This is a genomic window from Rhodococcus sp. P4_F5, assembly GCF_056401315.1.
In genome coordinates this window covers 118,339-143,107 of the sequence record NZ_JBFUJP010000003.1, presented here as the reverse complement: position 1 = coordinate 143,107, position 24,769 = coordinate 118,339, and the positions used below count along the sequence as shown (strand labels likewise).

The window sequence follows — 24,769 nt, the reverse complement described above, 5'->3', positions numbered from 1 at the left end:
GCGTCACGCGGCGCGGGGGGCGCTCGTCTCTTGTCCGGTGCGCCATCAGGTCCGAACGCGCGCACGCGCCGGCACACAGAGCGTGACCGCCACGGCGGCAAGCGAAACCACTGCCCCCAGCCAGTAGAGCAGGTTGAAGGCGCCGATGGTGGGCACCGTGACACCGGCCGCCGTGACCGTGGACGTCGCGAGCACCGCCGCACCCACCGCGCTGGCGGTGGAGGTGCCGACGGAGCGCAGCAGGCTGTTCACCCCGTTGGCCGAGGCGGTCTGGTCCGCCGGTGCGGCCTCCGTGATCAGCACCGGCATCGCCGCCAGGGCCAGGGCCACCCCGCCCGAGATGATCGCCGCGCTGACGGTGACGTTGAGGACCGCGGACCCGAGCACCGCGCGCACCGCGTAGCCCACCGCGATCGCGACGGCGCCCACCATCAGGGTTGCCTGGGCTCCGTGCCGTCGGGACATCCGGGCCGAGAGGGGCGCCAGCAGGACCATCAGCAGCCCGCCCGGCAGCATGGCCAGGCCGGCCTGGGTCTCGGAAAGTCCGGGCCCGTAACCGGATTCGATCGGCGCCTGCAACTCCTGGGTGGCAGTGTAGGCGCTGAGGAACATCGCGAACCCGAGCAGGACCGCACAGATGTTGGAAACCAGCACCGGACGCAGCACGGTGGTCCGCAGGTCCACCAGAGGCTCCCGGATCCGCAACTCGAGCGGTATCCACGCGGCCAACGCGGCGAGGCCGACCGCCGCACACGTGAGCGTGCTGGTGCCGGTCCAGCCCCACTCGCCACCCTTGGAGACCGCGAGCAGCAGTCCGGTCAGGGCCGCGGTCAGCAGGAACGCGCCCGCGAAGTCGAACCGGCCCTGTGAGCGGACCGCGGACTCCGGGACGACGGCGAGCAGCAACGCCGCCAGCAGCAGACCGCCCGCGCCGCTGACCCAGAACAGCGCCTCCCAGCCGAGGTGTTCGTAGATGACACCGGCCAGGGGCATCCCGATCATCCCGCCGATCCCCAGGGTGGCGCTCATCAGTGCCACCGCCCCGCCGAGTCGCTCGCGCGGCAGCACGTCGCGCATGAGGCTGATGCCCACCGGTAGCAGCGCCATCGCGAATCCCTGCATGACGCGCCCCGCGACCACCACCGGGAACACCTGGCCGAGCGCTGCGACCGCCGAGCCGAGCACCATCACGGCCAGGCACACCAGCATCATCGACCGCTTGCCGAACATGTCGGCGAGGCGTCCGATGAGCGGCGTCGCCACCGCGCTCGTCAGCAGGGTCGCGGTGACCATCCACGACGCGGTGGCGGACGAGACATTCAGCGCAACGGCGAAATCGGGGAGAATGGGCACCACCAGCGTCTGCTGGAGCGAAACCAGGACGCCACTGAGACTCAGGACCGCCACGACGCGTCGCGCACGTGCCGGATCCTGAATCACCGACTCCGCGACCGGCGCCTGGACCGTCCCGGCAGCGCCGGCCTCGGGTGCGGTGGTCTCCCCCGCGCTCACCCGGTGACGCGGGCGGCGTTGCCCGCGTCGATCGGCAGCACGGTCCCGCTGATGTGGGCGCTCGCCTCGGCGGCGAAGAACAGCACCGCGCGGGTGATCTCGAACGGGTCGAGCCACGGCACCGGCTGGGCGTGCAGGCTCTCGAACACCGGCGCGACGTCGTCCATGGTCGGCGCGTCCAGGTCCGGCCGCATCAGCGAGTAGAGCGCGTCGTTGTGGATCATCGGCGTCGAGATGTTGCCCGGGGCAATCGCATTGACGGTGATGCCGAACTTTGCCAGGTCCAGGGCCGCGCTCTTGGTCATCCCGATCACGCCCCACTTGGACGCGGCGTAGGCCACCATGTTGGTGTTGCCCGCTCGGCCGAGCATCGACGAGATGGTGACGATCCGGCCGTAGCCGCGCTCGATCATGCCGGGTGAGACCGCCCCGAGCGTGTTGAACACTCCGGTCAGGTTCGAGTTGATGACCTCGTTCCACTGGGCCGAGGTCATCGACTGCACCGGAGCCGCGACGGACACCCCCGCATTGGCGACCGCGACGTCGACGCGACCGAACTCGGACTCGGCACGGGCCACGAGGGCGTCCATCGCCGCCCGATCGCCGGTGTCGGCCTTGACCGCAATGCAGCGCCGGCCGGTGGCCTCGACGAGCCGGACCGTCTCCGCGAGATCGTCCTCGGTGGCGAGCGGGTAGAACACCGAGTCGTTGTCCTCGCACCGGTCGCAGATCACCACATCGGCCCCGCGCTCCGCGAAGGCCACCGCGTGCGAGCGGCCCTGTCCGCGGGCACCCCCGGTGACCAGTGCGACCTTGCCCTCGAAATCGTCCATCGTGCTGCACTCCCTCGCGTCGAATTCGTCTGCACTCATCACTACTCCGCCCGCGGCGACCTGCGCCGGTCGATCCCGTCCAGCGGTACGCGGGCCGCGGTCACCGCAGCAGTGCCAGTCTGCTGCGGGCTCGTGCGAGGTCCGGGACCGCCGGCGGGTCCTGCAGATCCGGCGTTCGCCAGTCGGCGCCGAGCACGGTCAGCTCCACGTCGCGGTCGTACAGGACGTCGACGAGGGTGCAGAACCGCTGCACCCCGTCGGGGTCGGCCTCCCCGATCGGCGGGACGCCGCTGACCACCCACCGGCTGTGGGCGGCGGCCAGGCCGAGGTAGTCATGCGGCGAGACCGGACGCTCGCAGAGATCGCCGAAGTCGAACCAGAGCAGGTCCCCGCGCACCGCGCGGGCCACGACTGGGCGCCCGGACGGCGGGCTCACCGTGGTGCGTTCGTGCTCGTGCGGCGGCGCCGGATGGGTCCCGCCCGGCAGGTAGCGCCCCGACGAGAAGCGCCCGTCCTGCGGCGGGGCCCCGAGGCGGTAGTCGCGCTCGCCCACCAGCTCGACCACCTCGAGCCGCCGCTTCAACGTCTCGATCGTCGGCCGGAACTTGTCGTGGAACAGCGGATTGGGCAGCAGCCCGTCCGGCGGGTAGTTCGACGTGACCACCAGTGCGACGCCGCAGTCCTCCAAGGCCGACAGCAGGCGGGTGAGCAGGGCGGCGTCCCCGATGTCGTGGACGTGGAACTCGTCGAAGAACAGCACGTCGCAGCCGGCGAGCAGGCCCGTCGACGCCCGCTCGATGCCGACCTCGTGCACCGAGCGGTGCAGTTGCCGGAAGAACTCGTGGAAGTGCACCCGCCGGGTGCGCCGCACCGTGAGCCCGGCGCGGTACGCGTCCATCAGCCAGGTCTTGCCGCGGCCTACCGGGCCCCACAGGTAGGCGCCGCGGCCGGGCCGCAGGTCCACCCGTGCGAGCCGCTCGGCGACCACCCGCTGGCCCGCGTCGAGCTCGAAGCCCCCGTCCGCGGCGGCACGCTCGAAAGTTTCGATGGTCATGGTCGGTCGGGCGCTTCGCATGGCCCGACTCTACGAATGTAGAGTCGGGGTCTCAATGCGAGATGGGTCTCACCCCGGGACCGGACTCGGTACGGAACGGGCGGTAGCCGGAGAGTGGTGACGGGATGGCAGGCGGCACGGACCGACGCGAACGGATCGCGGACGCGGTACTCGACATAGTCGCGGCCGACGGCATCCGGGCCCTCACCCACCGCGCGGTGGACCGACATCTCGAATTGCCCGCCGGATCCACCTCGTACTACTTCCGAACCAAGCGGGAACTGCTCGTCGCGGCGGTCGAGCGCCTGACCGAGAGCTCACGGCGCGACTTCGAGCGGTCTCGGCTGACCCGGYCTCGTCCGGGCGGGCTACCCGCCGTCGAGGAACTCGCGGCCGACATCGGCTCGGCCCTCGACGCCATGCTCTCCGACCGGGCCCGGGACATCCGCGTCCGTTACGCGCTCGCCCTGGAGATGGTGCACGACAAGGAGATCCAGCGAGCGTTGGCGACCTGCATCTTCTCGCAGGAGTTGGCGGCCGGCCTGGTCCGGGAGCTCGGATCGGCCGACCCCGAGGTCGACGGCGCCAACTTTGTTGCCCTGTGCGAGGGACTGGTCTGGGAGAACTCGGTCGGGGCGCAAGCCCTGGCCGGGCCGGAACCCGGAACTGCCGCGAGCGCGCGCCGGCTCACCGCCGCGATCGCGACCTATCTCAGGGGCCTGAGCGCCCGGCCCTGAACTCAGACACGCTGAAACTGGGCACTTCCACGACCTCGAGGTCAGCGCAGGAGCTCGACCGGATCGCCCTCGCCACACACTGATCCGTCACGGTCGGTGGGATCCGATACCCGGCATCCACCGACCGTGTCGGTGCGGGGCGATCAGTCGCGGGCGCGGGCGACGGCCTTGATCTCCACCAGCGTCCCCGGCATGGCGAGTGCGGCGACCCCCACCGCGGTCCAGGCCGGCCGCGCGTCACCCTGGAACTGTGACTTGGCCTTCATGAACTCCGGCAGGTGCTGGGGGTAGTCGACGTGGAAGGTGGTCAGCTCCACCACGTCCGCGGCCGTGCAGCCCTGCTTGCGCAGCACCCCGAGCAGCGCATCGAAGGCGAACCGGTACTGCCGCTCGATGTCGTCCGGCACGGTGCCGTCGGCCTCGAGACCGACCTGCCCCGAGAGGAACCACAGGTCGCCCGCCCGCACGGCGTCCGAGTACTCGAACTCCTCTTCCCAGTTCTCGTTTCCCTGTCCCATGTTTCGTTCCCTGCCCTTTCGCGAAGTGCGTATTTCGAGAAGTACACCGGCCGCGCCGGTGAAGCGACCTCGGCCGCGAGCGCAAATGCGTTCGCGGCCGAGGCTTTCCATTCGAGGATGCGCTGTCAGGCGGTGAGCACCAGACCCGAGGTCGGCACGCCGGTGCCCGCGGTGACCAGCACCTGCTGGGCACCCGGCACCTGGTTCACGGAGGTCCCGCGGATCTGGCGGACGCCCTCGGCGATGCCGTTCATGCCGTGGATGTACGCCTCGCCCAGCTGACCGCCGTGCGTGTTCAGCGGGAGCTTCCCGCCGATCTCGAGCGCACCCGGCTCCCGGACGAAGTCCTTCGCCTCGCCGCGCTTGCAGAATCCGAGGTCCTCGAGCTGCATGAGGACGTACGGGGTGAAGTGGTCGTAGAGCACCGCCATGTCCATGTCGTCCGGGCGCAGGCCCGACTGGTCCCACAGCTGGTTGCCGACGAGCTCCATCTCGGGGATGCAGGCGAGGTCGTCGCGGTAGTAGCTCATCATCGTGTACTGGTCCTTGCCGCTGCCCTGCGCGGCGGCGGCGATGGAGACCGGCTTCTGCTTGAGGTCCTTGGCCCGCTCGGCCGAGACGACGACGATCGCGATGCCGCCGTCCGACTCCTGGCAGCAGTCCAGCAGGTGCAGCGGCTCGGCGATGAACCGCGAGTTCTGGTGGTCCTCGAGGGTGATCGGCTTGCCGTAGAAGAACGCATTCGGGTTGGTCGCCGCGTGCTTGCGGTCGGCGACGGCGATCCGCCCGAAGTCCTCACTGGTGGCGCCGTACTGGTGCATGTACCGGCGGGCCATCATCGCCACGCTGCCCGCCGGCGTGCTCAGCCCGTGCGGGTAGGAGAACGCGTAGTCCGCGCCCGACGAGTTCACCTGGTTGACCAGACCGGAGTCGACCTGACCGAACCGGTGGCCGGAGCGCTCGTTGAACGCCCGGTAGGCCACCACCACGTCCGCGACGCCCGAGGAGACGGCCAGCGCCGCCTGCTGGATCGTCGCGCAGGCCGCGCCGCCGCCGTAGTGGATACGGCTGAAGAACTTCAGTTCCGGGATGCCGACCGCACGGGCGACGGCAGTCTCGGTGTTGGTGTCCATCGTGAACGAGACGAGGCCGTCGACCTCCGCGGGCGTCAGACCCGCGTCTTCGAGGGCGAGGTTCACCGCCTCTGCGGCCAGCCGGAGCTCGCTGCGTCCCGAGTCCTTCGAGAAGTCGGTGGCACCAATGCCGACGATCGAGGCCTTGCCTGACAGGCCGCTCATGCGGGACTCCCAACTGCGCCGGTGGTGACCGAGCCGTCCATGACCAGCCGGACGGTGGAGGTGATGTGCTTGCCCAGCGAGTCGGTACCGACGACGGAGAGGGTGACCAGTCCGTCCTCGATCGAGACGACGCTGCCGGTGAGGGTCAGGGTGTCGTAGGCGTACCAGGGCACACCGAGACGCAGCTCGATGGACTTGAGGACGGCCTTCTGCCCCGCCCAGTCCGTGACGTAGCGCTGCACCAGGCCGGTGTCCGTCAGGATGTTGACGAAGATGTCCTTGGAGCCGCGCTGCTGCGCGAGGTCCCGGTCGTGGTGCACGTCCTGGAAGTCGCGGGTGGCCAGTGCCGTCGAGACGACGAACGTCGGCGTGCCCTCGATGGACAGGGTGGGCAACGTGTCACCGACGGCAACCGTCGGCGGGTTCAGCGGGGTCATCGGTTCTCCTCCACACCGGGGCGAGCGGTGGGCCGCCAGGCGTACAGCGTCCACGGGCCCTTGGCGTCGTTGTCCGGGTCGGCCGGGAAGTCGAGGAAGTCCACCTCGACGGGCTGGCCGACGGCGACGGTCTCGGGGTCGGCCCCGCGCAGCTCGCCGAGCATGCGCACGCCCTCCTCCAGTTCGACCAGCGCGATCACGAAGGGCAGCGGACGGCCCGGCACCTTCGGCGCGTGGTGCACGACGTAGCTGAACACCGTGCCGCGGCCGGAGGCCACGACGTAGTCGGTGCTCTCGCCCTTGGGCTTCCACAGCGCCGGCACCGGCGGGTGCTGCAACGAGCCGTCCGGCCGCTGCTGCAGACGCAGCTCGTGCGCGGCCACGCCGTCCCAGAAGAACTTCGTGTCGAGCGAGGCCGCCGGACGCATCATCCGGGTGCCGTCGAGGTCGTCGACCGGGTCACCGCTCGCCGAAGACGCCACGGCCGCCACGGTTTCGGGGGCAGCGGTCTTCGCGGGCGGCGCGAACTTGAGGATGCGGAAGAGCATCTCGGCAACCACTTCGTCGCCGACCTTCCACAGGTTGCGGGTGGTGAAGAACCAGCCCTCCCCCAGGCCCGTCTTCTTCGGTCCCACAACGTCTTCGAGCACCGACTCGATGGTGACCTCCTCGCCGGGGGCGAGGTAGCGGTGGTAGGTCTGGTCGCAGTTGGTGGCGACCACCGAGGTGTACCCGGCCTCGTCGAGGATCTCGGTCATCCGGCCGAGCGGGTCGTCCTCCTCGCGCACCGCACCGAGTCCGCGCATGGTCCACACCTGCGCCATCGCCGGCGGCGCGACGATGCCGTCGTGACCGGCGGCGCGGGCGGCGACCTCGTCGACGTAGATGGGGTTCTCGTCGCCGATCGCCTCGACCCAGTTCCGGATCATCGGCAGGTTCACCGGGTCGCGACCGCTGCGGGCCTTGCTTGCGCCGCCATCCCGAACCCGTTGTGCCGCAGCGAGAATGTCCTGTTCGCTCATCGGCGCGCCACCTTGGGAAGTCCCAGTCCCGCGGTGGAGATGAGGTCACGCATGACCTCGTTGACGCCGCCGCCGAAGGTGATGACGAGGTTGCGCTTGGTCTGCGCGTCCAGCCATCGGAGCAGATGCCCGGTCTCCGGATCGGCCGGGTCGCCCCAGCGCCCGACGACCTCCTCCGCGAGCCGGCCCATCCGCTGGATCTGCTCGGTGGCGAAGACCTTGGTGGCGGAGGCGTCGGCCATGTCGACGGCGCCCTCCGCGGCAGCGACCTGCCAGTTGAGCAGCTCGTTGAGCCGGTAGATCGCGCGGATCTCGCCGAGGGCGCGCTGCACCTCCGGCTGGGTGGCCAGCGGCGCACCGTCCGGGCCCGGGCGGGTGGCCCACGCGCTGACGCGGTCGTAGAGGCCACCGACTCGGCCGGCCGGGCCGAGCATGACGCGCTCGTGGTTGAGCTGGGTGGTGATCAGCTTCCAGCCCCGGTTCTCCTCGCCGACGAGCATCTCGACGGGCACCCGGACGTCTTCGTAGTAGGTCGCGTTGACGTGATGGGCACCGTCCGCGGTGATCACCGGCGTCGAGGAGAAGCCGGGATCGGTGGTGTCCACGATCAGGATCGAGATGCCGCGGTGACGGTCCTCGGTGGTGCCGGTACGCACCGCGAGCCAGATGTAGTCCGCGGCGTGACCGCCGGTGGTGAAGTACTTCTGGCCGTTGACGACGTAGTGGTCGCCGTCGCGGACGGCGGTGGTGCGCAGCGCGGCGAGGTCGGTGCCGGCCTCCGGCTCGGTGTAGCCGATCGCGAAGTGCACCTCACCGGTCAGGATGCCGGGCAGGAACTTGCGCTTCTGCTCCTCGGTGCCGTACGTCTGCAGGGTCGGGCCCACCGTCTGCAGCGTCACCGACGGCAGCGGCACGTCCGCGCGGACCGCCTCGTTGGTGAAGATCTGCTGTTCGATCTCGCCGAAACCCTTGCCGCCGAATTCCTTCGGCCAGCCGACGCCGAGCCAGCCGTCGCGGCCCATCCGGCGGATGACCTCGTGGTAGACGGGACCGTGCCGGTCGGTGAGCATGATCTCCGCCTCCTCGGGCGAGATCAGGTCGGCGAAGTACTTGCGCAGTTCCGCCTGGAACTTCTTCTGCTCCGGGGTCAGATCGATGAGCATGCTGCCTCCACACCGAGGTCGCGGGCGCCGAGGGCGCCGAGAATGGCCAGACGGGACGACGGACCGCCGACGAGGCGGACGAGGTCCTTGGTCTGCTCGTAGTACAGGTGCGCCGGGTAGGTGACGTCCGCGCCGAGACCACCGTGCATGTGGCTGCACTGCTGCATCGCCACCGGCAACTTCTCGGCCAGCCAGTAGGCGGCCACCGAGGTGTCCTCCGTGGCGTCGAGGCCCTCCGCCAGTCGCCAGCAGGCCGACAACGCGGCCAGTTCCAGGGTGCGGGCGGTGACGTAGGAGTCGGCGACCTGCTGCGAGACGGCCTGGAACGCGGCGATCGGCTTGCCGAACTGCTCGCGGGTGCTCACATGCGTGGCGGTCAGCTTGGTCATCCCGGTACCGAGACCCGCGGCCTGCGCGGCGACGGTGGCGAGCGCGATCCGGTACAGACTCTCGACCGGGGCGCCGGTGAGCAACGCACCGGAGTCGATGCGCACACCGTCGAGCGCCATCGTGTACTCGGGGGCGAGCGAGGCGGTGAAGGTGCGGGTGAGGGTGACGCCGTCGGCGTCGGGCGCGACGACGGCCACACCGGCCGACGTCGGCACCAGCACGAAGGCCGCCTGCTCGGCGTAGCGCACCCCGACCTTGCGACCGGTGACGACGTACCCGTCGCCCTCGGCCGTCGCCGTGGTGGCCGGGATCGCCGGCAGCGGCGCACCCGGCTCRCTCAGCGCCGCGGTGAGGATCGCCCCACCCGGGACACCGGCGAGGAACCGCTGCGGATCGCCACCGAGCGCGAGCAGCGGCAGCACCCCGAAGCCGAGGGTCTCGAGGACCGGGGCCTGGGCCGCGTGCCGGCCGACCTGACCGAGCAGCACACCGATCTCGGCGATGCCCAGATCGTCGCCGCCGAGCGCCTCGGGCAGCGGCAGCGAGAGCACCCCCTCGTCCGCCAGCCGCTGCCACAGCGTCGCGTCCCACACCGGGGCGCCGCGGTCCATGGCGGCGAGCGTCTCGGCGCTCGCCGCCGTCTGCAGCACGGCAGCGGCCACTTCGGCCACCGCCTGCTGCTCACTACCGAAAGTGAAATCCACCTGAGAAATCCGTCCTGTCGAAGTGCGTGTAATCGGTCAGCCGCGCGGCAGCCCGAGCAGGTGCTCGGCGGCGACGGTGAGCAGGATCTGCTCGGTACCACCGGCAATGGTCAGGCAGCGGGTGTTGAGGAATTCGCGCGAGAGCGGACCCTCCACCGCGCCGTCGATGCCCGCGCACTCGAGCGCGAACTCCGCGACAGCCTGACGATGCCGTACCCCGACGAGTTTGCGCACACTCGACGCCGGACCGGGGTCCTGGCCGTCGAGCTGACGCAGTGTGGTCCGGTGCTCGAGCAGCGAGCCGACCAGGGCGTCGCCGACGAGGAAGCCGATGCGGTCCTCGGTGACCGGGTCGGTGCCGCCGCGGCTGGACAGCTCGAGCAGCTCCTCCATCGCCTTGCCCAGCGACGAGCCACCGCTCATCGCGATCCGCTCGTTGGCGAGGGTGGTCCGGGCCAGCTTCCAGCCGCCGTTCACCTGGCCGACCACGCACTCGTCCGGCACGAACACCCCGTCCAGGAACACCTCGTTGAACAGCGCGTCGCCGGTGATCTCGCGCAGCGGCGAGATCCGAATTCCGGCGCTGCGCATGTCCACCACGAAGTAGGTGATGCCCTTGTGCTTCGGTGCGTCCTTGTCGGTACGGGCCAGGCAGATCGCCCAGTCCGCTTCGCGGGCGAGCGAGGTCCACACCTTCTGGCCGTTGAGCACCCAGCCGCCGTCCACCTTGTCGGCGGTGGTGCGCAGGGACGCGAGGTCGGAGCCGGCGCCCGGCTCGGAGAACAGCTGGCACCAGGTCAGGTCCCCGCGCAGGGTCGGCATCGCGAACCGCTCGATCTGCTCGGCGGTGCCGTGCTCGAGGATCGTGGGCACCGCCCACCAGCCGATCACCAGGTTGGGTGTCTCGAGGTCGGCGCGCACGAGTTCCTCGCCGATCAGGATCTGCTCGGCGGCCTTCGCGGACTTGCCGTACGGGGCCGGCCAGTGCGGCGCCAGGTAACCGGACTCGGCGAACGCAACACGCCGCTCGGCCTCCGGGAGCGCGACGATCGCCTCGATCTCGGCGCGGACGGTCTCCCGCTGCCCCGCGAGGTCGCCGAGGTCCACGGTCAGGTGCCGACGGGACCCGGCGCGGGTCAGTTCCGCGACCCGGGCCCGCCAGGCGGCGCCGCCACCGAGCAGTTGGCGCAGCGAGAGCACCCGCCGCAGGTAGAAGTGCGCGTCGTGCTCCCAGGTGAAGCCGATGCCGCCGAGCACCTGGATGCAGTCCTTGGCGGTGTCGACCGCCGCGTCCAACGCGACGGACGCGGCGACCGCGGCCGCGATCGGCAACTCGTCGCCGGACTCGGCGGCGACGGCCGCGTCCCAGGCCACGGCGCGGGCCTGCTCGACCCGGCAGAGCATCTCGGCGCACAGGTGCTTGATCGCCTGGAACGAACCGATCGGCTTGCCGAACTGCTCGCGGATCTTCGCGTACTCGACGGCGGTCCGCAGGCACCAGCCGGCAACACCGGCGGCCTCCGCCGCGGCGAGGGTGGCGGCCAGGTCACGCACCAGGCCCGGGCGGACGCCGGTCAGGATCCGGTCCGGCGAGACCGTGACGCCGTCGAGGCGCACGGTGGCCAGCGGGACGCTCACGTCCACGTTCTCCACCGCCTCGACCGTCAGGCCGGCGGTGTCGGCGTCGAGCAGGCACCACACCTCGTCACCCGAGGCTTCGCCCGAGGAGGCGCCGCGGGTGGCGGGCAGCAGCACCGCCACACCGGGTGCGCCGCCGAGCGCGAGGCCGGCGTCGCCGCTCAGCACCAGGCCGCCGTCGGCGTCGGCCTCGGCCGCGACCGCCCCGTCGAGCACGACGCCGACCGGGCGCCCACCCTCGGCCAGCTCCGGCCCCCACTGCTTGGCGGCGGGTTCACCGCTGCGCCCGACCACCAGCGCGGCCAGCGCGGTGGACAGGACCGGACCGGCGGCCAGCGCCGCGGCGGCCTGCTCGAGCATCACCGCGAGATCGACGATCTCGCCGTCCGCGCCACCGACCTCCTCGGCCTGCGCGACCATGAACACACCCAGGTCGGCGAGCGCCGGCCAGTGCGCGCGCCACGGATCCGCCGGGTCCTGACGGAGCGTCTCGATAGGATTCGCGGAGCGCGACCAGGCCAGAATCGATTCCTGGACGGCACGCTGCTCGTCTGTCGTGGCGATAGTCACAAGGAAGGCCAACCTCTCAGTACTGACAAAATCATGTAGAACGTGTTCTAATCTGTAAGTTGGTCCAGAGTCAAGACCGGACTTGAACCGCCCTCGAAAATGTTTCGCCTAATCCAAGGATTTCGTCGATGACCTCCTCATCTCGTACACGCTCCGCGGGCAAAGCCACCGCAACAAGCGCGGCCGTGTCGACTTTGACCGACGAGGACCTCAGTTCCAACGCGCAACGAGAGCGGCGCAAGCGGATCCTCGACGCCACCCTGGTGCTGGCATCGAAGGGCGGCTACGAGGCCGTGCAGATGCGCGCGGTGGCAGAACGCGCGGACGTCGCGGTCGGCACCCTGTACCGCTACTTCCCGTCGAAGGTGCACCTGCTGGTGTCCGCGCTGGCCCGCGAATTCGAGAAGATCGACTCCCGCAAGAAGGGCATGCCGCCGGGCGACACCCCGATCGAGCGGATGCACCTGATCCTCGGTCAGATCACCCGCGCGATGCAGCGCGAGCCGCTGCTCACCGAGGCGATGACCCGGGCATTCATGTTCGCCGACGCCTCCGCTGCCGCCGAGGTCGACGCGGTGGGCAAGTTGATGGACGCGCTGTTCGCCCGGGCCATGAACGACGGCACGCCCACCGAGGAGCAGCTCGCCATCGCGCGCGTCATCTCCGATGTCTGGCTGTCCAACCTGGTGGCCTGGCTGACCCGGCGCTCGTCGGCAACCGACGTCGCCAAGCGGCTCGAGCTGACCGTCGAACTTCTTCTCGGCGGCGGCTACCAGGATCCGGCCGAATCCTAAGTAGACTTCGCGCAGTGAGTGCGCAAGATCTACCCCTCGAGCTCCGCCGGCGTCTGGTGTCAGTCGCCCGGACGCCGCGACTGCTGGTGGCGTCCGACTACGACGGCACCATGGCACCCATCGTGTCCGATCCGGCGAAGGCATTTCCGGATGCCGAATCGGTGCGCGCCCTGCGGGCGCTCGCGAGCCTGCCCTCGACCGCGTCCGCGGTGATCTCCGGGCGCGCCCTGCGCGACCTGGCGATGCTCTCGCGACTGCCGGTCGAGGTGCAGTTGGTGGGCAGCCACGGCTCCGAGTTCGACGTCGGCTTCGTGCACGAGATCGACGACGACGCCAAGCGACTGCTGCGCGAGATCACCCACGAACTGCTGACGATCGCCGCCGCGGGCGACGGCATCGCCGTCGAGACCAAGCCGGCCAGCGTCGCGCTGCACGTGCGCAACGCGAGCCCCGAGGTGGCCGACGCCGCGCTGGCCCGGGTCCGCGGCGACGCCGCCACCTGGGACGGCGTACAGGTCACCGAGGGCAAGGCCGTCATCGAGCTGGCCGTCATCGTCACCGACAAGGGCGAGGCCCTCGACATCCTCCGGCACCGCGAGGGCGCGTCGGCGACCGTCTTCTTCGGCGACGACGTCACCGACGAGAAGGCGTTCCGCAGGCTGGCCGGACCCGACCTCGGCATCAAGGTCGGCGACGGCGAGTCCCTCGCCGAGTTCCGCGTGGAGAGCCCCGAGGACGTCGGCACCGCGCTGGCGTTCCTGTTCGAGGAACGCCGCACCTGGCTGCACGGCGACAGCGCCACCCCGATCGAGCGGCTGACCATGCTCGCCAGCCCCCGTTCGGTGGCCCTGCTGACCCCCGACGCCTCACTGACCTGGCTGTGCCATCCCGAGCCGGACTCCGCCGCGATGTTCGCGCACCTGCTCGGCGGCGTCGAGGCCGGCCACTTCACCGTCGCGCCGCAACGGGCCGCGCTGCCGCTGAGCCAGCGCTACGTCGACGGCACCATGACCGTGCAGACCCGATGGGCCAGCCTGCAGGTCACCGACTACCTGCCGCACGACGTGGACGCCGGCCGCACCGACCTGACGCGAGTGATCACCGGCCAGGCCAAGGCGGTTGTCACCTTCGCGCCCCGCCCCGAGTTCGGGCAGGCGCAGGTGAAGCTCGAGCGGGAGGAGAACGGCCTGCGTGTCTACGGCACCAACGACCCGGTGGTGCTGCGCTCCGCCGGCGTCGAGTGGGAGATCGTCAACGACGGCCAGCAGCAGACCGCACACGCCGTGGTCGACCCGTCCGCCGGACCCGTGGTACTCGAACTTCGCTGCGGCAGTTCGGATCTCGAACCGTCCGCGACACCGGAACCCGACCGTCGGGCGCTGTCCGAGGCGTACTGGGCCGAGTGGGCCGAGGGCCTCGACCTGCCTCCGCTCAAGCCCGGCCTGATGAAGCGCTCCGCCCTCACCCTGCGCGGGCTGGTGCACGCCGACTCGGGTTCCATCCTCGCCGCCGCGACCACCTCGCTGCCGGAGGAGATCGGCGGCGTCCGCAACTGGGACTACCGCTACTGCTGGCTGCGCGACGCCTCGCTGACCGCCTCCGCGCTGGTCTCGCTCGGCTCCCTGACCGAGGCGGAGAACTTCCTCGACTGGGTGCACCGGGTGCTCGAGACGCTGCCCGGACCGGAACGGCTGCACCCGCTGTACACGATCTACGGCGGCGGCCTGCCCCCCGAGGCAGTCCTCGACTCGCTGCCCGGGTACGCCGGGTCCCGGCCGGTGCGCGTCGGCAACGCCGCGAACTCGCAGGTTCAGCTCGACGTCTTCGGCCCGATCGTGGACCTGATCTCGCACCTGGCCCACGCGCGGGAGAAGCAGGGCACCGCGCAGGCCCTGACCGACGCCGACTGGGACCTGGTGTGCGCCATGGTCTCCGCGGTCCAGCGCCGGTGGTCCGAACCCGACAACGGCATCTGGGAGATCCGCGGCAACCCGCGGCACCACGTGTACTCGAAGGTGATGTGCTGGGTCACCGTGGACCGGGCACTGACCCTGGCCACGCGCTTCGACCGGGAGGCCGGACAAGACTGGAAGGCGCTGCGCACCGAGATCTCCGACGAGGTCAAGGACCGCGGCTGGAGTGACCGGGCCCGCTCGTACACCGCCGCCTACGACGGCACCGACCTCGACGCGGCCACCCTGCACATCGGGCTGTCCGGACTGATCGACCCGTCCGACCCCCGGTTCGCGGCCACCGTCATCGCCACGGAGGCGGAGCTGCGCAGCGGCTCGACGGTGTACCGCTACCACCACGACGACGGCCTGCCCGGCGGCGAGGGAGGGTTCCACCTGTGCGCGGCCTGGCTGGTCGAGGCCTACCTGCTGACCGGTCAGCTCGCCGACGCGGAGGCCCTGTTCGCCCAGCTGGTGGCGGCGGCGGGTCCGACCGGACTGCTCGCCGAGGAGTACGACCCGGTCGCCGAGCGGTCGCTGGGCAACCATCCGCAGGCGTACAGCCACCTGGGCCTGCTGCGGTGCGCGCAGCTGCTCAGCGAGGCCCGCGGCCTGACCGCGCGGTAGGTCGGCCGGCCCGGCCGCAGGACGGTCGGGCCGCTAGGCCGGCGGCGCCGCGGTGTGCCCGCGCAGCAGTTCGGTCTCGAGCATCTCCACGGTCGCGACGCCGGAGTGCGACGGGGTGAGCAGCAGCCGCCCGGCCCGCCGCCCCTTCTCCTCGGCAGGCTGGCGGACGGTGGTCAGCCCCTCGCGCAGCGCGTCGTCGACGCCGTCGAAGCCGGTGATCGACAGCTGCCCGGGCACGTCCAGCCCGCGCCAGCGGGCGTAGTCCAGCGCGCCCAGCGCGAGCACGTCGGTGGTGCACAGCAGCGCGGTGATCCGCGGGTTCACCGCGAGGGCCTGCTCCGCGGCGGAGTGACCGGCCGGACCGGAGTGCTCGGCGCGCTCGATCACCGTCAGCGAGGCCGGGTCCAGCCCGGCGGCGGTCAACGCGTCCCGCACCCCGGCGATTCGCTCGCGCTGGACGTGGAAGTTCGGCGAGTTCAGCCGGTCCCCTTCGACGAGACCGTCCCGCAGGTCGCGGCCGAGCCGCATGCAGAGGACACCGAACTCCTTGTGCCCCAAGGTGATCAGGTACTCGGCAACCTTGCGCATGGCGCCGCGGTCGTCGATGCCGACCAGCGAGGCCCCCGCGATCTCCCGCGGCTGGTCACACACCACCATCGGCATCCGCCGCTCGAGCACGGCGGCGAGGTAGGGGTCGTCGTCCGCGACGGAGTACACGACAAAGCCGTCCACCCCGGCCTGCTGCACCACCGCGGCCGCGTCGACGTCGTCGCGGCCCGGCCCGGCGGGCACCAGCAGCAGCCCCTGGCCGGCGTCCTCGCAGGACTCGGCCAGGCCCGCCAGGAAGCTCATCGCCGCCGGGTCCCGGAAGGAGTAGCTCAATGCCTCGGTGAGCAGCAGCCCCACCGCGCCCGCCTTGCGGGTGCGCAACGAGCGGGCCACCGGGTCCGGGCCCGGGTAGCCGCGCCGCTTGGCGGCGTCGAGCACCCGTTCGCGCAGTTCCGCGGAGAGTTGGTCCGGCCGGTTGTAGGCGTTGGAGACGGTGGTGCGGGAGACCTTCAGCTCCGCCGCGAGCGACGCCAGGGTGGCCTGACGGTGCGGATGACGGGACCGGGACATAGTCGGACCGTACTGAATGCGGCCGTGACCGACAGCACGGCCCCGCTAATGTACAACGGAAACGGTTTCCATTAATATCTTGGGCATGCCTCAGCTCGACCCGACCGCCCGTTCCCRCCGCCACCGCAAGGTCGCCGCAGCCGTCGGGCTGGCCGTCACCGCCGCCCTGACCCTCGGCGCCTGCTCCACCGCCTCGAGCGCGGACGCGGACGGCCCCGTCGCGGCCGGTCAGCGCGTCAGCATCGTCGCCTCCACCAATGTGTGGGGCTCGGTGGCCGGCGCCGTCGCCGGAGACCGTGCGGACGTCGTCTCGATCGTCTCGGACCCCTCCGCCGACCCGCACTCCTACGAGGCCAGCCCCCGCGACGCCGCCAGGATCACCGACGCCAACCTGGTCGTGCTCAACGGCGGCGGATACGACGGGTTCCTCGACGACATCCTCGAGAGCATGCCCGGCAAGCGGACGGTCGACGCGTTCGAGCTGTACGGCTCCCCCACCGACCTGCACGGCGACCACGACGCCGCGGCGTCCCCCGCTGCCCCGGAGGCAGAGGCCCACGAGGCGGCGTCCCACGAGGCGGGGGCCGACTCGCACGCCGGCCACGACCACGGACACGGCGCGGTGAACGAGCACGTCTGGTACGACGTCCCCACCGTCGACGCGGTGGCGCAGAAGATCGCGGCCGAACTCGGCGTCATCGACCCGGCGAACGCCGACGCTTACACCGCCAACGCCGCCGACTTCCACGGCAAGCTGCACCGGATCACCGCGGTGACCGACGGCATCGCGGCGACCCACGGACAGGCCCCGGTCGCCCAGACCGAGCCGATCGCGCACTACCTGCTGGCCGCCGCCGACCTCCGCGACGAGACGCCCGAGGACTTCACCAAGGCCATCGAGGACGGCAACGACCCCCCGCCCGCGGCGATCGCCGCCACCCGGGACCTGCTGGCGGGCAAGAAGGTCCACGCGCTGATCTACAACAGCCAGACCCAGGACCGCGTCACCCAGGACGTCCGGGCGAACGCCGAGGCGGCGGGCATCACGGTCGTCGAGGTGAGCGAGACGCTGCCCGAGGGGCTCGACTACATTCAGTGGCAGAGCGCCACCGCCGCGGCGCTCGCCGCCGCGCTCGACGGCTCCGCCCGCTGAGGCCGGCGCATCCGATGCAGCGCGAAACCGAGAACCCGAATCCCGACACCCGAAAAGGCCCCGTGACCGAACCCGCCGTCGAACTCAACGGAGCCCGGCTGGCGTACGGACCCCGAACCCTGTGGTCCGGCCTCGACCTGCAGGTCCGTCCCGGCGAGTTCATCGCCGTGCTCGGCCCCAACGGGTCCGGCAAGACCTCCCTGCTCAAGGTGCTCCTCGGCCAGGTCCCGCTCTCCGGCGGCAGCGTCCGGATCGCCGGCACGCCCGCGCGCACCGGAAACTCCCACGTCGGGTACATCCCGCAGCAGAAGACCATGGACGAGGGCCTGCCGCTGCGCGGGCGCGACCTGGTCGGCCTGGGCGTCGACGGCCACCGCTGGGGCACCGGGCTGCGGAACCGTCGCGCCCGCCGCGCCATCGTCGACGCCGCCATCACCCAGGTGGGCGCGCAGGCCTACGCCGACGCCCCGGTCGGCTCGATGTCCGGCGGCGAGCAGCAGCGACTGCGGGTGGCGCAGGCCCTCGTCGGCGACCCCCGGGTGCTGCTGTGCGACGAGCCGCTGCTGAGCCTGGACCTGGCCAACCAGCACCGGGTGTCCGACCTGATCAACCAGCGCCGGCTCGAGCACGACACCGCGGTGCTGTTCGTGACCCACGAGATCAACCCGATCCTGCCGCTCGTCGACCGGGTGCTGTACCTGGTGGACGGCCGGTTCCGGATCGGCACCGCCGCCGAGGTGATGACCTCGGAGGTGCTCTCGGAGCTGTACCAGACCGACGTCGAGGTGCTGCACGTGCGCGGGCGACTGGTCGTCGTCGGCACGGGCGACGCCATCGACGCGCTCGGCAGTGCGGGCGGCGAGGGCATCCACCACGAGGACCACGAATGAACGAGAAGCTCTCCGAGGCCCTGTCGATGATGTTCGACTGGCAGGCCACCCTCGACCTGCTGCACTACGACTTCGTGCAGCAGGCGTTGCTCGCCGCCGCGATCCTGGGGTTGCTCGCCGGCGCGATCGGCCCGCTGATCATCAGCCGGCAGATGTCGTTCGCGGTGCACGGCACCAGCGAGCTGTCGCTGACCGGTGCCTCCGCGGCGCTGCTGGCCGGCCTCAGCGTGGGTCTCGGCGCCATCGTCGGCTCGGTGGTCGCGGCCGTACTGTTCGGCCTGCTCGGCGCCAAGGCCCGCGAACGCGACTCGGTGATCGGCGTCATCATGTCGTTCGGCCTCGGCCTGTCCGTRCTGTTCATGTGGCTCTACCCCGGCCGCACCGGCACCAGCTTCTCGCTGCTCGTCGGGCAGATCGTCGGCGTCGGCAACAGCGGCCTGCAACTGCTGCTGGTGTGCGCGGTCCTGGTGCTCGCCGTGCTGCTGGTGGTGTACCGGCCGCTGCTGTTCGCCAGCACCGACCCGGACGTCGCGCGGGCCCGCGGCGTGCCGATCCGGGCACTGTCGATCGTGTTCGCGGTGCTGGTCGGCGTGGCCGCCGCGCTCGGCGTGCAGATCGTCGGCGCGCTGCTGGTGCTCTCGCTGCTCATCACCCCGGCTGCGGCGGCCGCGCGGATCACCTCGAACCCGCTGCGGACCACGCTGCTGTCCATCCTGTTCGCCGAGCTCGCGGCCGTCGGTGGCATCCTGCTCTCGCTCGCGCCCGGCGTCCCGGTGTCCACCTTCGTCACCACCATCTCGTTCGTGATCTACCTGATCTGCCGCGTGGTGGGCGCGCGGCGGGGCCGGGCCGTGAGGCGGGTCACGGTCGCTGCATAGGATTGGCCTCCGATCGTTCGCGATGGGAGAGCCATGACTGCTGCGCGTTGGGAATTCTGGATCGACCGTGGGGGCACGTTCACCGACATAGTCGGACGCCGACCCGACGGCAGCCTGGTCACGCACAAGCTGCTGTCGGAGAACCCAGCACGGTACTCCGACGCCGCCGTCGCCGGCATCCGCGCGCTGCTCGGGTCGAGTGCGGGCGGGGCCGTCACGGCGGATCGGGTGGAGCAGGTCCGGATGGGCACCACGGTTGCGACCAACGCTCTGCTCGAGCGCACCGGGGCACGCACGGCCCTCGTCATCACGAAGGGCTTCGGTGACGCGCTGCGGATCGGCTACCAGAACCGACCGCGAATCTTCGACCGGCACATCGAGCTGCCGGAGCTGTTGTACGAGCGCGTGATCGAGGTCGACGAACGCGTCATGGCCGATGGAACCGTGCTGCGCACCCCGGATCTCGACCAACTGGCCGGCGAGCTCCGGCGAGCGCACGACGACGGGATCGGCGCGGTGGCGGTGGTGTGCATGCACAGTCACCTGTACCCCGAGCACGAGGCGGCGATCGGCGAGCTCGCGGCGGAGATCGGGTTCGCCCAGATCTCGCTGTCCAGCGTGGCCAGCCCACTGATGAAGCTGGTGCCACGCGGGGACACCGCGGTCGTCGATGCCTACCTCTCGCCGGTGCTGCGCCGCTACGTCGACCTGGTGACCGGGCAACTGCCCGGCGTGCGACTGATGTTCATGCAGTCCAACGGCGGGCTCGCCGAGGCGGGCCACTTCCGGGGCAAGGATGCGATCCTCTCGGGTCCGGCGGGCGGCATCGTCGGCATGGTGCGGATGTCGCAGTTGGCCGGCTTCGACAAGGTGATCGGGTTCGACATGGGTGGCACCTCGACAGACGTGTCGCATTTTGCAGGCGAGTACGAGCGCGTGTTCGACACCCAGGTCGCCGGGGTCCGCCTGCGGGCACCGATGCTGGACATCCACACCGTCGCCGCCGGCGGTGGCTCGATCCTGCACTTCGACGGCAGCCGGTACCGCGTCGGTCCGGACTCGGCGGGCGCCGACCCCGGGCCCTCCTGCTACCGCGGGGGCGGACCGCTGACCGTCACCGACGCCAACGTGATGCTCGGCCGTATCCAACCCGAGCACTTCCCCAGGGTGTTCGGCCCCGGGGGCGACCAGACACTGGACGGCGACATCGTCCGCAGCCGGTTCGCCGAGCTGGCCGCCGACATTCGTGCGCGCACGGGCGACGACCGCTCCCCCGAACAGGTCGCGGAGGGATTCCTGCGCATCGCGGTCGCGAACATGGCCAACGCGGTCAAGCACATCTCGGTGCAGAAGGGGCACGACGTCACCGAGTACGCGCTGACCACCTTCGGCGGTGCCGGTGGCCAGCACGCGTGCGCGGTGGCCGACTCGCTGGGTATCCACACCGTGCTGGTCCCACCCATGGCCGGCGTGCTGTCGGCGCTGGGTATGGGCCTGGCCGACACCACGGTCATGCGGGAGCAGTCGGTGGTCACACCGCTGGGGCCGGACTCCCTGCCGCGGATACTCGACGTCGCCGAGGCCCTGGAATCGGCGGCCGCCGCCGAACTCCTGGACGAGGGGATGTCCCCGGATCGGATCCGGCTGACCCGGCGGGCCCACCTGCGCTACGACGGCACGGACACCACCGTGCCCGTCGAACTGACCGAGCCCGAGACCATGACCGCGGAGTTCGAGGGGGTGCACCTGCGGACGTACTCGTTCCTGATGGACCGCCCGCTCATCGTCGACGCGGTGGCCGTCGAGGCGACCGGGCTGACCGACCAACCGGACCTGTCCGACGTGGCGGCGGCGACCGCTCCCGCCGCGGACGAGGCCGCCGACACCGTTCGCATGTACGCCGACGGAGCCTGGCACGCGGCGCCGCTGCACGAGCGGGCACGGATGCGGCCCGGGGACGCGGTCACCGGACCGGCGATCATCGCCGAGACGAACTCGACCACCGTGGTGGACCCCGGCTGGCGCGGCACGCTCACCGAGGCCGGGCACCTGCTTCTCGAGCGGGTGGTCGCGCCCACCGGGGCAGCGATCGGCACGCAGGCCGATCCGGTGATGCTGGAGATCTTCAACAACCTGTTCATGTCGATCGCCGAACAGATGGGCACCGCCCTGGAGTCGACGGCGCAGTCGGTGAACATCAAGGAACGGCTGGACTTCTCGTGCGCGCTGTTCGATCCGGACGGCAACCTCATCGCCAACGCCCCGCACATCCCGGTCCACCTCGGATCGATGGGCAGTAGCGTCAAGGAGGTCATCGCGCGACGCCGGGACCGGATGCGGCGCGGCGACGTCTACGCCGTCAACGACCCGTACCACGGCGGCACCCACCTCCCCGACATCACCGTCATCACCCCGGTTTTCGACGAGTCGGGCGCAGAGATCCTGTTCTACGTCGCCTCCCGCGGACACCACGCCGAGATCGGCGGGATCTCCCCGGGGTCGATGCCGGCCACCAGCCGCGAGATCGACGAGGAAGGGGTGCTGTTCGACAACTGGCTGCTCGCCCGCGACGGCCGCCTCCGGGAAGCCGAGACGCTGGAGCTGCTGACCGGCGCGCGGTACCCGTCTCGGAATCCCGACACCAACCTCGCCGACCTTCGCGCCCAGATCGCCGCGAATGCAAGGGGAGTCGAGGAGGTCGCGAGAATGATCGACCACTTCGGCCTCGATGTGGTGGAGGCCTACATGCGCCACGTGCAGGACAACGCCGAGGAGGCGGTGCGCCGGGTCGTGGACACCCTCGCCGAGGGCTCCTATCGGTACGAGACGGATGCCGGCGCGGTGATCGCGGTGCGGGTGAGCGTGGATCGGCAGAGCCGCTCGGCGACGATCGATTTCACCGGTAGCTCGCCACAACTCGAGTCGAACTTCAACGCGCCGTCGTCGGTCGCGACGGCCGCCGTGCTCTACGTGTTCCGCACTCTCGTCGCCGACGAGATCCCGCTCAACGACGGCTGTCTGAGGCCCCTGCACATCGTCATCCCCGAGGGGTCCATGCTCGCGCCGAGCCATCCGGCTGCCGTGGTCGCCGGCAACGTGGAGACCTCGCAGGCCGTGACCGGTGCACTGTACGGCGCGCTCGGAGTGCAGGCGGAAGGTTCCGGGACGATGAACAACGTCACCTTCGGCAACGACCGGCACCAGTACTACGAGACCCTCGGCTCCGGGTCCGGCGCGGGCGACGGATTCGACGGGGCGTCGGTGGTGCAGACCCACATGACGAACTCCCGACTGACCGACCCCGAGGTGCTCGAGTGGCGGCTTCCGGTGCTCCTGGAGGACTTCGCGATTCGGCGCGGCAGCGGTGGGGACGGGCGCTGGCGCGGCGGCGACGGCGCGGTCCGCCGACTCCGATTCCTGGAGCCGATGCTGGTGAGCACGCTGTCGGGGCATCGCCGAGTGCCGCCGTACGGCATGAACGGGGGCTCGCCCGGCGGGCTGGGCAGCAACCGGGTCGAACGCGCCGACGGCACCGTGGTCCCGATGGCCGCCTGCGACTCGGTCGACGTCGAGCCGGGCGACGTCCTGGTCGTCGAGACGCCAGGCGGCGGCGGGTACGGGGCGCGCCGGCACTGACCACCGAGCGTGCACATCCGGGTCGGCGGTCACCGTCGGGAGTACGCTCGATGGGGCTCAGCCGCCGAGCGCGAACGCGGTGAGGAAGCCGAAAGCGGTCGACAGGCCCACCCACCGGCCGCCCTCCCGGTACGCCCCCCCCCCCCGCACCGCGGTCCCGGCCGGTGCCGTCGGCCTGGCCGGCGAGTTCTCCGGCGTCTACCCGCGCAGCTCGCCCGGCGGCCGGCAGCTGATCGGCAGCACCGACGAGCCGATGTGGGACGTCGAACGCGACCCGCCCGCGCTGCTCCGGCCGGGCGCGACCGTTCGGTTCGTCGCGCTCTGATCCCGGCTACCGGAGCGACGCCGACCGCCACGCCGTCGGCGCCGCGACCGCGGCAACGGCGGCGAACGTCCCGAACAGCAGCTGCGCCGACCCCGCCGACCCGCCGCCGAGGTTCACCAGCAGCCCGGCCAGTGCGGCCCCGAATGCGTTGGCCACCAACTGGACCGTGTTGATCGCCGCGGCCGCCTTGCCGCCCTCACCCGGGTCGTCGACGCTGCCCATCACGAAGGTCGCCAGGTGCGGCCAGGCGGCGCCGATGCCGGCCCCCGCCAGCACCAGCGCCGCGACCCACGTCGCGATCACCGGCCCGGACGCCTCCTCCCGCTGGGCAAGGGCCGCGACGAAGAAGCCGAGCGCCACCATCGCGGGCCCCGAGACCACCACCGCCCGGACCACCCGGGGCCGCGCCGCACCGGCGCTGGAGATCTCGCCGATCGTCCAGCCCACGGCCAGCGCCGCACCCAGGAAGCCCGCGGCGACCGGCGTCAGCCCGCCGAGCCGCTGACCGAACAGCGGCACGAACGTCTCCGCCGTGGACGCGATCGCCAGCAGCGCGATGGTCAGGTAGGTCCACCGGAGCGGGTTGCCCGCGGCGAAGGTGACGGCGGGCAGCACCCTCGTCGACGACCTCCGCTCGCACACCACGAAGACCGCCAGCAGCGCCAGTCCGGCCAGGACGCCGACGGCCGCGACACCGGCCCGGGTGGACAGGCTCGCCACGCTCACCACGAGCGCCGCGGTCGAGAGCAGCACCATCGACCGGACCGGCACCGCGTCCACCACGGTGTCGGCGGGCCGGTAGCCGGGGATGTACCGGGGCACCACCGCACCGAGCGCGGCCGCGAGCACGGCCAACGTGACGAACGCCAGACGCCACGCGCCGAACTGGGCGAACAGACCACCCACGGCCGGCCCGACGAAGGTCCCGATCCCCCACATCCCCGACACCAGCGCGGACGCGCGGGCCCACAGCCCGGCCGGCAGCACCGATCGGATCAGCGCGTAGGCGAGGCCGCTGAGCAGCCCGCCGCCGAGACCCTGCAGGGCGCGGCCGACCAGCAGCACGAACATGTCCGGCGCCGCCGCGCACACCAGCGTGCCCGCCGTGAACAGACCGATGGCGCTCAGGTACGCCCCGCGCGAGCCCACCCCGGCCAGCAGCCGGCTCACCAGCACCGCGGAGACCACCGATGCGACCAGGAAAATGGTTGTGGCCCAGGCGAAGTACCGCTCGCCGCCGATCTCGTCGACCGCGGACGGCAGCAGGCTGGCGGTGAGATAGATGTTCACCGCGTACAGCGCGACGCCGCCGGCAAGCACCACCATCGGACCGAGATGGGCCGGGCCGAGCAGTTGCCGCCAGCCGCGGTCGGGCGGGGTGGACTGTGTTTCGGTCGGCTGCATGACCGCTACGCTAAAACCTCCAGTGCACTCGAGGTCAATTCGGAGGGTCCCGTGCCGACAGGAGGCCCCGTTCCCGCCGACGCAGGCTCGACGCCGGTTCCGGTTCCGCGACGCC

At 71.2% G+C, this 24,769-nt stretch carries 19 protein-coding genes and 1 pseudogene; 8 read left to right on the top strand and 12 right to left on the bottom strand.

Features of this window, described 5'->3' with window-relative positions; translation table 11 throughout:
- Positions 1 to 45: 45 nt before the first annotated feature.
- The 3 genes from AC1DU4_RS03505 to zapE all read right to left on the bottom strand — a co-directional run bounded on the left by AC1DU4_RS03505 (position 46) and on the right by zapE (position 3,420).
- Positions 46 to 1,512 carry an MFS transporter gene (locus AC1DU4_RS03505; RefSeq protein ID WP_477837693.1) on the bottom strand — a complete coding sequence of 489 codons (1,467 nt, stop codon included), beginning with the start codon at positions 1,510 to 1,512 and terminating at the stop codon, positions 46 to 48.
- Complete coding sequence (locus tag AC1DU4_RS03500; RefSeq protein ID WP_477837718.1) at positions 1,509 to 2,345, bottom strand: mycofactocin-coupled SDR family oxidoreductase; 837 nt, start codon at positions 2,343 to 2,345, stop codon at positions 1,509 to 1,511. Before AC1DU4_RS03500 ends, AC1DU4_RS03505 begins: the two co-directional genes overlap by 4 nt.
- A gap of 100 nt (positions 2,346 to 2,445) precedes the next feature.
- Positions 2,446 to 3,420, bottom strand: coding sequence for a cell division protein ZapE (gene zapE / locus AC1DU4_RS03495; RefSeq protein WP_477837692.1), 975 nt, complete (start codon positions 3,418 to 3,420; stop codon positions 2,446 to 2,448).
- 104 nt (positions 3,421 to 3,524) lie between these two features.
- On the opposite strand from zapE, the gene AC1DU4_RS03490 reads away from it, so the two are divergent.
- Entirely contained in the window at positions 3,525 to 4,136 is a 612-nt protein-coding gene (locus AC1DU4_RS03490) for a TetR/AcrR family transcriptional regulator (RefSeq protein ID WP_477837691.1), read from the top strand.
- Positions 4,137 to 4,279: 143 nt separating this feature from the next.
- On the opposite strand, the gene AC1DU4_RS03485 is transcribed toward AC1DU4_RS03490, so the two are convergent.
- From AC1DU4_RS03485 to AC1DU4_RS03455, 7 genes are all read right to left on the bottom strand, one after another.
- Positions 4,280 to 4,654, bottom strand: a complete 375-nt coding sequence (locus AC1DU4_RS03485; protein WP_477837690.1) for a RidA family protein — start codon at positions 4,652 to 4,654, stop codon at positions 4,280 to 4,282.
- 125 nt (positions 4,655 to 4,779) lie between these two features.
- A complete protein-coding gene (locus AC1DU4_RS03480; RefSeq protein ID WP_477837689.1) occupies positions 4,780 to 5,952 on the bottom strand; it encodes a lipid-transfer protein in 1,173 nt (390 codons plus the stop codon).
- On the bottom strand, positions 5,949 to 6,389 hold the full coding sequence (locus AC1DU4_RS03475) for a MaoC family dehydratase (RefSeq protein WP_477837688.1): 441 nt from the start codon (positions 6,387 to 6,389) through the stop codon (positions 5,949 to 5,951). Before AC1DU4_RS03475 ends, AC1DU4_RS03480 begins: the two co-directional genes overlap by 4 nt.
- Entirely contained in the window at positions 6,386 to 7,411 is a 1,026-nt protein-coding gene (locus AC1DU4_RS03470) for a bifunctional MaoC family dehydratase N-terminal/OB-fold nucleic acid binding domain-containing protein (RefSeq protein WP_477837687.1), read from the bottom strand. The genes AC1DU4_RS03475 and AC1DU4_RS03470 overlap by 4 nt, the downstream gene beginning before the upstream one ends.
- Entirely contained in the window at positions 7,408 to 8,574 is a 1,167-nt protein-coding gene (locus AC1DU4_RS03465; protein WP_477837686.1) for an acyl-CoA dehydrogenase family protein, read from the bottom strand. Before AC1DU4_RS03465 ends, AC1DU4_RS03470 begins: the two co-directional genes overlap by 4 nt.
- Positions 8,559 to 9,668 carry an acyl-CoA dehydrogenase family protein gene (locus AC1DU4_RS03460; RefSeq protein WP_477837685.1) on the bottom strand — a complete coding sequence of 370 codons (1,110 nt, stop codon included), beginning with the start codon at positions 9,666 to 9,668 and terminating at the stop codon, positions 8,559 to 8,561. The genes AC1DU4_RS03465 and AC1DU4_RS03460 overlap by 16 nt, the downstream gene beginning before the upstream one ends.
- A gap of 36 nt (positions 9,669 to 9,704) precedes the next feature.
- On the bottom strand, positions 9,705 to 11,876 hold the full coding sequence (locus AC1DU4_RS03455) for an acyl-CoA dehydrogenase family protein (RefSeq protein WP_477837684.1): 2,172 nt from the start codon (positions 11,874 to 11,876) through the stop codon (positions 9,705 to 9,707).
- Between the two features lie 128 nt (positions 11,877 to 12,004).
- Between AC1DU4_RS03455 and kstR the strand changes: the two genes are divergently transcribed.
- Both kstR and otsB read left to right on the top strand, forming a co-directional pair.
- On the top strand, positions 12,005 to 12,670 hold the full coding sequence (kstR, locus tag AC1DU4_RS03450) for a cholesterol catabolism transcriptional regulator KstR (RefSeq protein ID WP_477837683.1): 666 nt from the start codon (positions 12,005 to 12,007) through the stop codon (positions 12,668 to 12,670).
- Between the two features lie 14 nt (positions 12,671 to 12,684).
- Positions 12,685 to 15,249, top strand: coding sequence for a trehalose-phosphatase (otsB, locus tag AC1DU4_RS03445; protein WP_477837682.1), 2,565 nt, complete (start codon positions 12,685 to 12,687; stop codon positions 15,247 to 15,249).
- Positions 15,250 to 15,282: 33 nt separating this feature from the next.
- Here otsB and AC1DU4_RS03440 read toward each other — a convergent pair whose 3' ends face one another.
- A complete protein-coding gene (locus AC1DU4_RS03440; protein WP_072843200.1) occupies positions 15,283 to 16,368 on the bottom strand; it encodes a LacI family DNA-binding transcriptional regulator in 1,086 nt (361 codons plus the stop codon).
- An 85-nt stretch (positions 16,369 to 16,453) separates the two neighbouring features.
- Between AC1DU4_RS03440 and AC1DU4_RS03435 the strand changes: the two genes are divergently transcribed.
- The 5 genes and pseudogenes from AC1DU4_RS03435 to AC1DU4_RS03415 all read left to right on the top strand — a co-directional run.
- On the top strand, positions 16,454 to 17,521 hold the full coding sequence (locus tag AC1DU4_RS03435; protein ID WP_477837681.1) for a metal ABC transporter solute-binding protein, Zn/Mn family: 1,068 nt from the start codon (positions 16,454 to 16,456) through the stop codon (positions 17,519 to 17,521).
- A 14-nt stretch (positions 17,522 to 17,535) separates the two neighbouring features.
- Positions 17,536 to 18,411 (top strand): metal ABC transporter ATP-binding protein, encoded by an 876-nt coding sequence (locus AC1DU4_RS03430; RefSeq protein WP_477837680.1) that lies wholly within the window; start codon positions 17,536 to 17,538, stop codon positions 18,409 to 18,411.
- Positions 18,408 to 19,289 (top strand): metal ABC transporter permease, encoded by an 882-nt coding sequence (locus tag AC1DU4_RS03425; RefSeq protein WP_477837679.1) that lies wholly within the window; start codon positions 18,408 to 18,410, stop codon positions 19,287 to 19,289. Before AC1DU4_RS03430 ends, AC1DU4_RS03425 begins: the two co-directional genes overlap by 4 nt.
- A 33-nt stretch (positions 19,290 to 19,322) precedes the next feature.
- Entirely contained in the window at positions 19,323 to 22,925 is a 3,603-nt protein-coding gene (locus tag AC1DU4_RS03420) for a hydantoinase B/oxoprolinase family protein (RefSeq protein ID WP_477837678.1), read from the top strand.
- Between the two features lie 142 nt (positions 22,926 to 23,067).
- A pseudogene (locus tag AC1DU4_RS03415) lies at positions 23,068 to 23,250 on the top strand (carboxyltransferase domain-containing protein); the annotation flags it as partial.
- 6 nt (positions 23,251 to 23,256) lie between these two features.
- Here AC1DU4_RS03415 and AC1DU4_RS03410 read toward each other — a convergent pair.
- The gene (locus tag AC1DU4_RS03410; protein ID WP_477837677.1) at positions 23,257 to 24,654 is read right to left on the bottom strand and encodes an MFS transporter; all 1,398 of its coding nucleotides are present in this window, start codon (positions 24,652 to 24,654) and stop codon (positions 23,257 to 23,259) included.
- Between the last annotated feature and the right edge of the window lie 115 nt (positions 24,655 to 24,769).

Coding starts and splice junctions, on each gene's coding strand:
- AC1DU4_RS03500 (WP_477837718.1), bottom strand. CDS start 2,345: ATGGACGATTTCGAGGGCAAGGTCGCACTGGTCACCGGGGGTGCCCGC.
- zapE (WP_477837692.1), bottom strand. CDS start 3,420: ATGCGAAGCGCCCGACCGACCATGACCATCGAAACTTTCGAGCGTGCC.
- AC1DU4_RS03485 (WP_477837690.1), bottom strand. CDS start 4,654: ATGGGACAGGGAAACGAGAACTGGGAAGAGGAGTTCGAGTACTCGGAC.
- AC1DU4_RS03480 (WP_477837689.1), bottom strand. CDS start 5,952: ATGAGCGGCCTGTCAGGCAAGGCCTCGATCGTCGGCATTGGTGCCACC.
- AC1DU4_RS03475 (WP_477837688.1), bottom strand. CDS start 6,389: ATGACCCCGCTGAACCCGCCGACGGTTGCCGTCGGTGACACGTTGCCC.
- AC1DU4_RS03470 (WP_477837687.1), bottom strand. CDS start 7,411: ATGAGCGAACAGGACATTCTCGCTGCGGCACAACGGGTTCGGGATGGC.
- AC1DU4_RS03465 (WP_477837686.1), bottom strand. CDS start 8,574: ATGCTCATCGATCTGACCCCGGAGCAGAAGAAGTTCCAGGCGGAACTG.
- kstR (WP_477837683.1), top strand. CDS start 12,005: ATGACCTCCTCATCTCGTACACGCTCCGCGGGCAAAGCCACCGCAACA.
- AC1DU4_RS03440 (WP_072843200.1), bottom strand. CDS start 16,368: ATGTCCCGGTCCCGTCATCCGCACCGTCAGGCCACCCTGGCGTCGCTC.
- AC1DU4_RS03430 (WP_477837680.1), top strand. CDS start 17,536: ATGCAGCGCGAAACCGAGAACCCGAATCCCGACACCCGAAAAGGCCCC.
- AC1DU4_RS03420 (WP_477837678.1), top strand. CDS start 19,323: ATGACTGCTGCGCGTTGGGAATTCTGGATCGACCGTGGGGGCACGTTC.
- AC1DU4_RS03410 (WP_477837677.1), bottom strand. CDS start 24,654: ATGCAGCCGACCGAAACACAGTCCACCCCGCCCGACCGCGGCTGGCGG.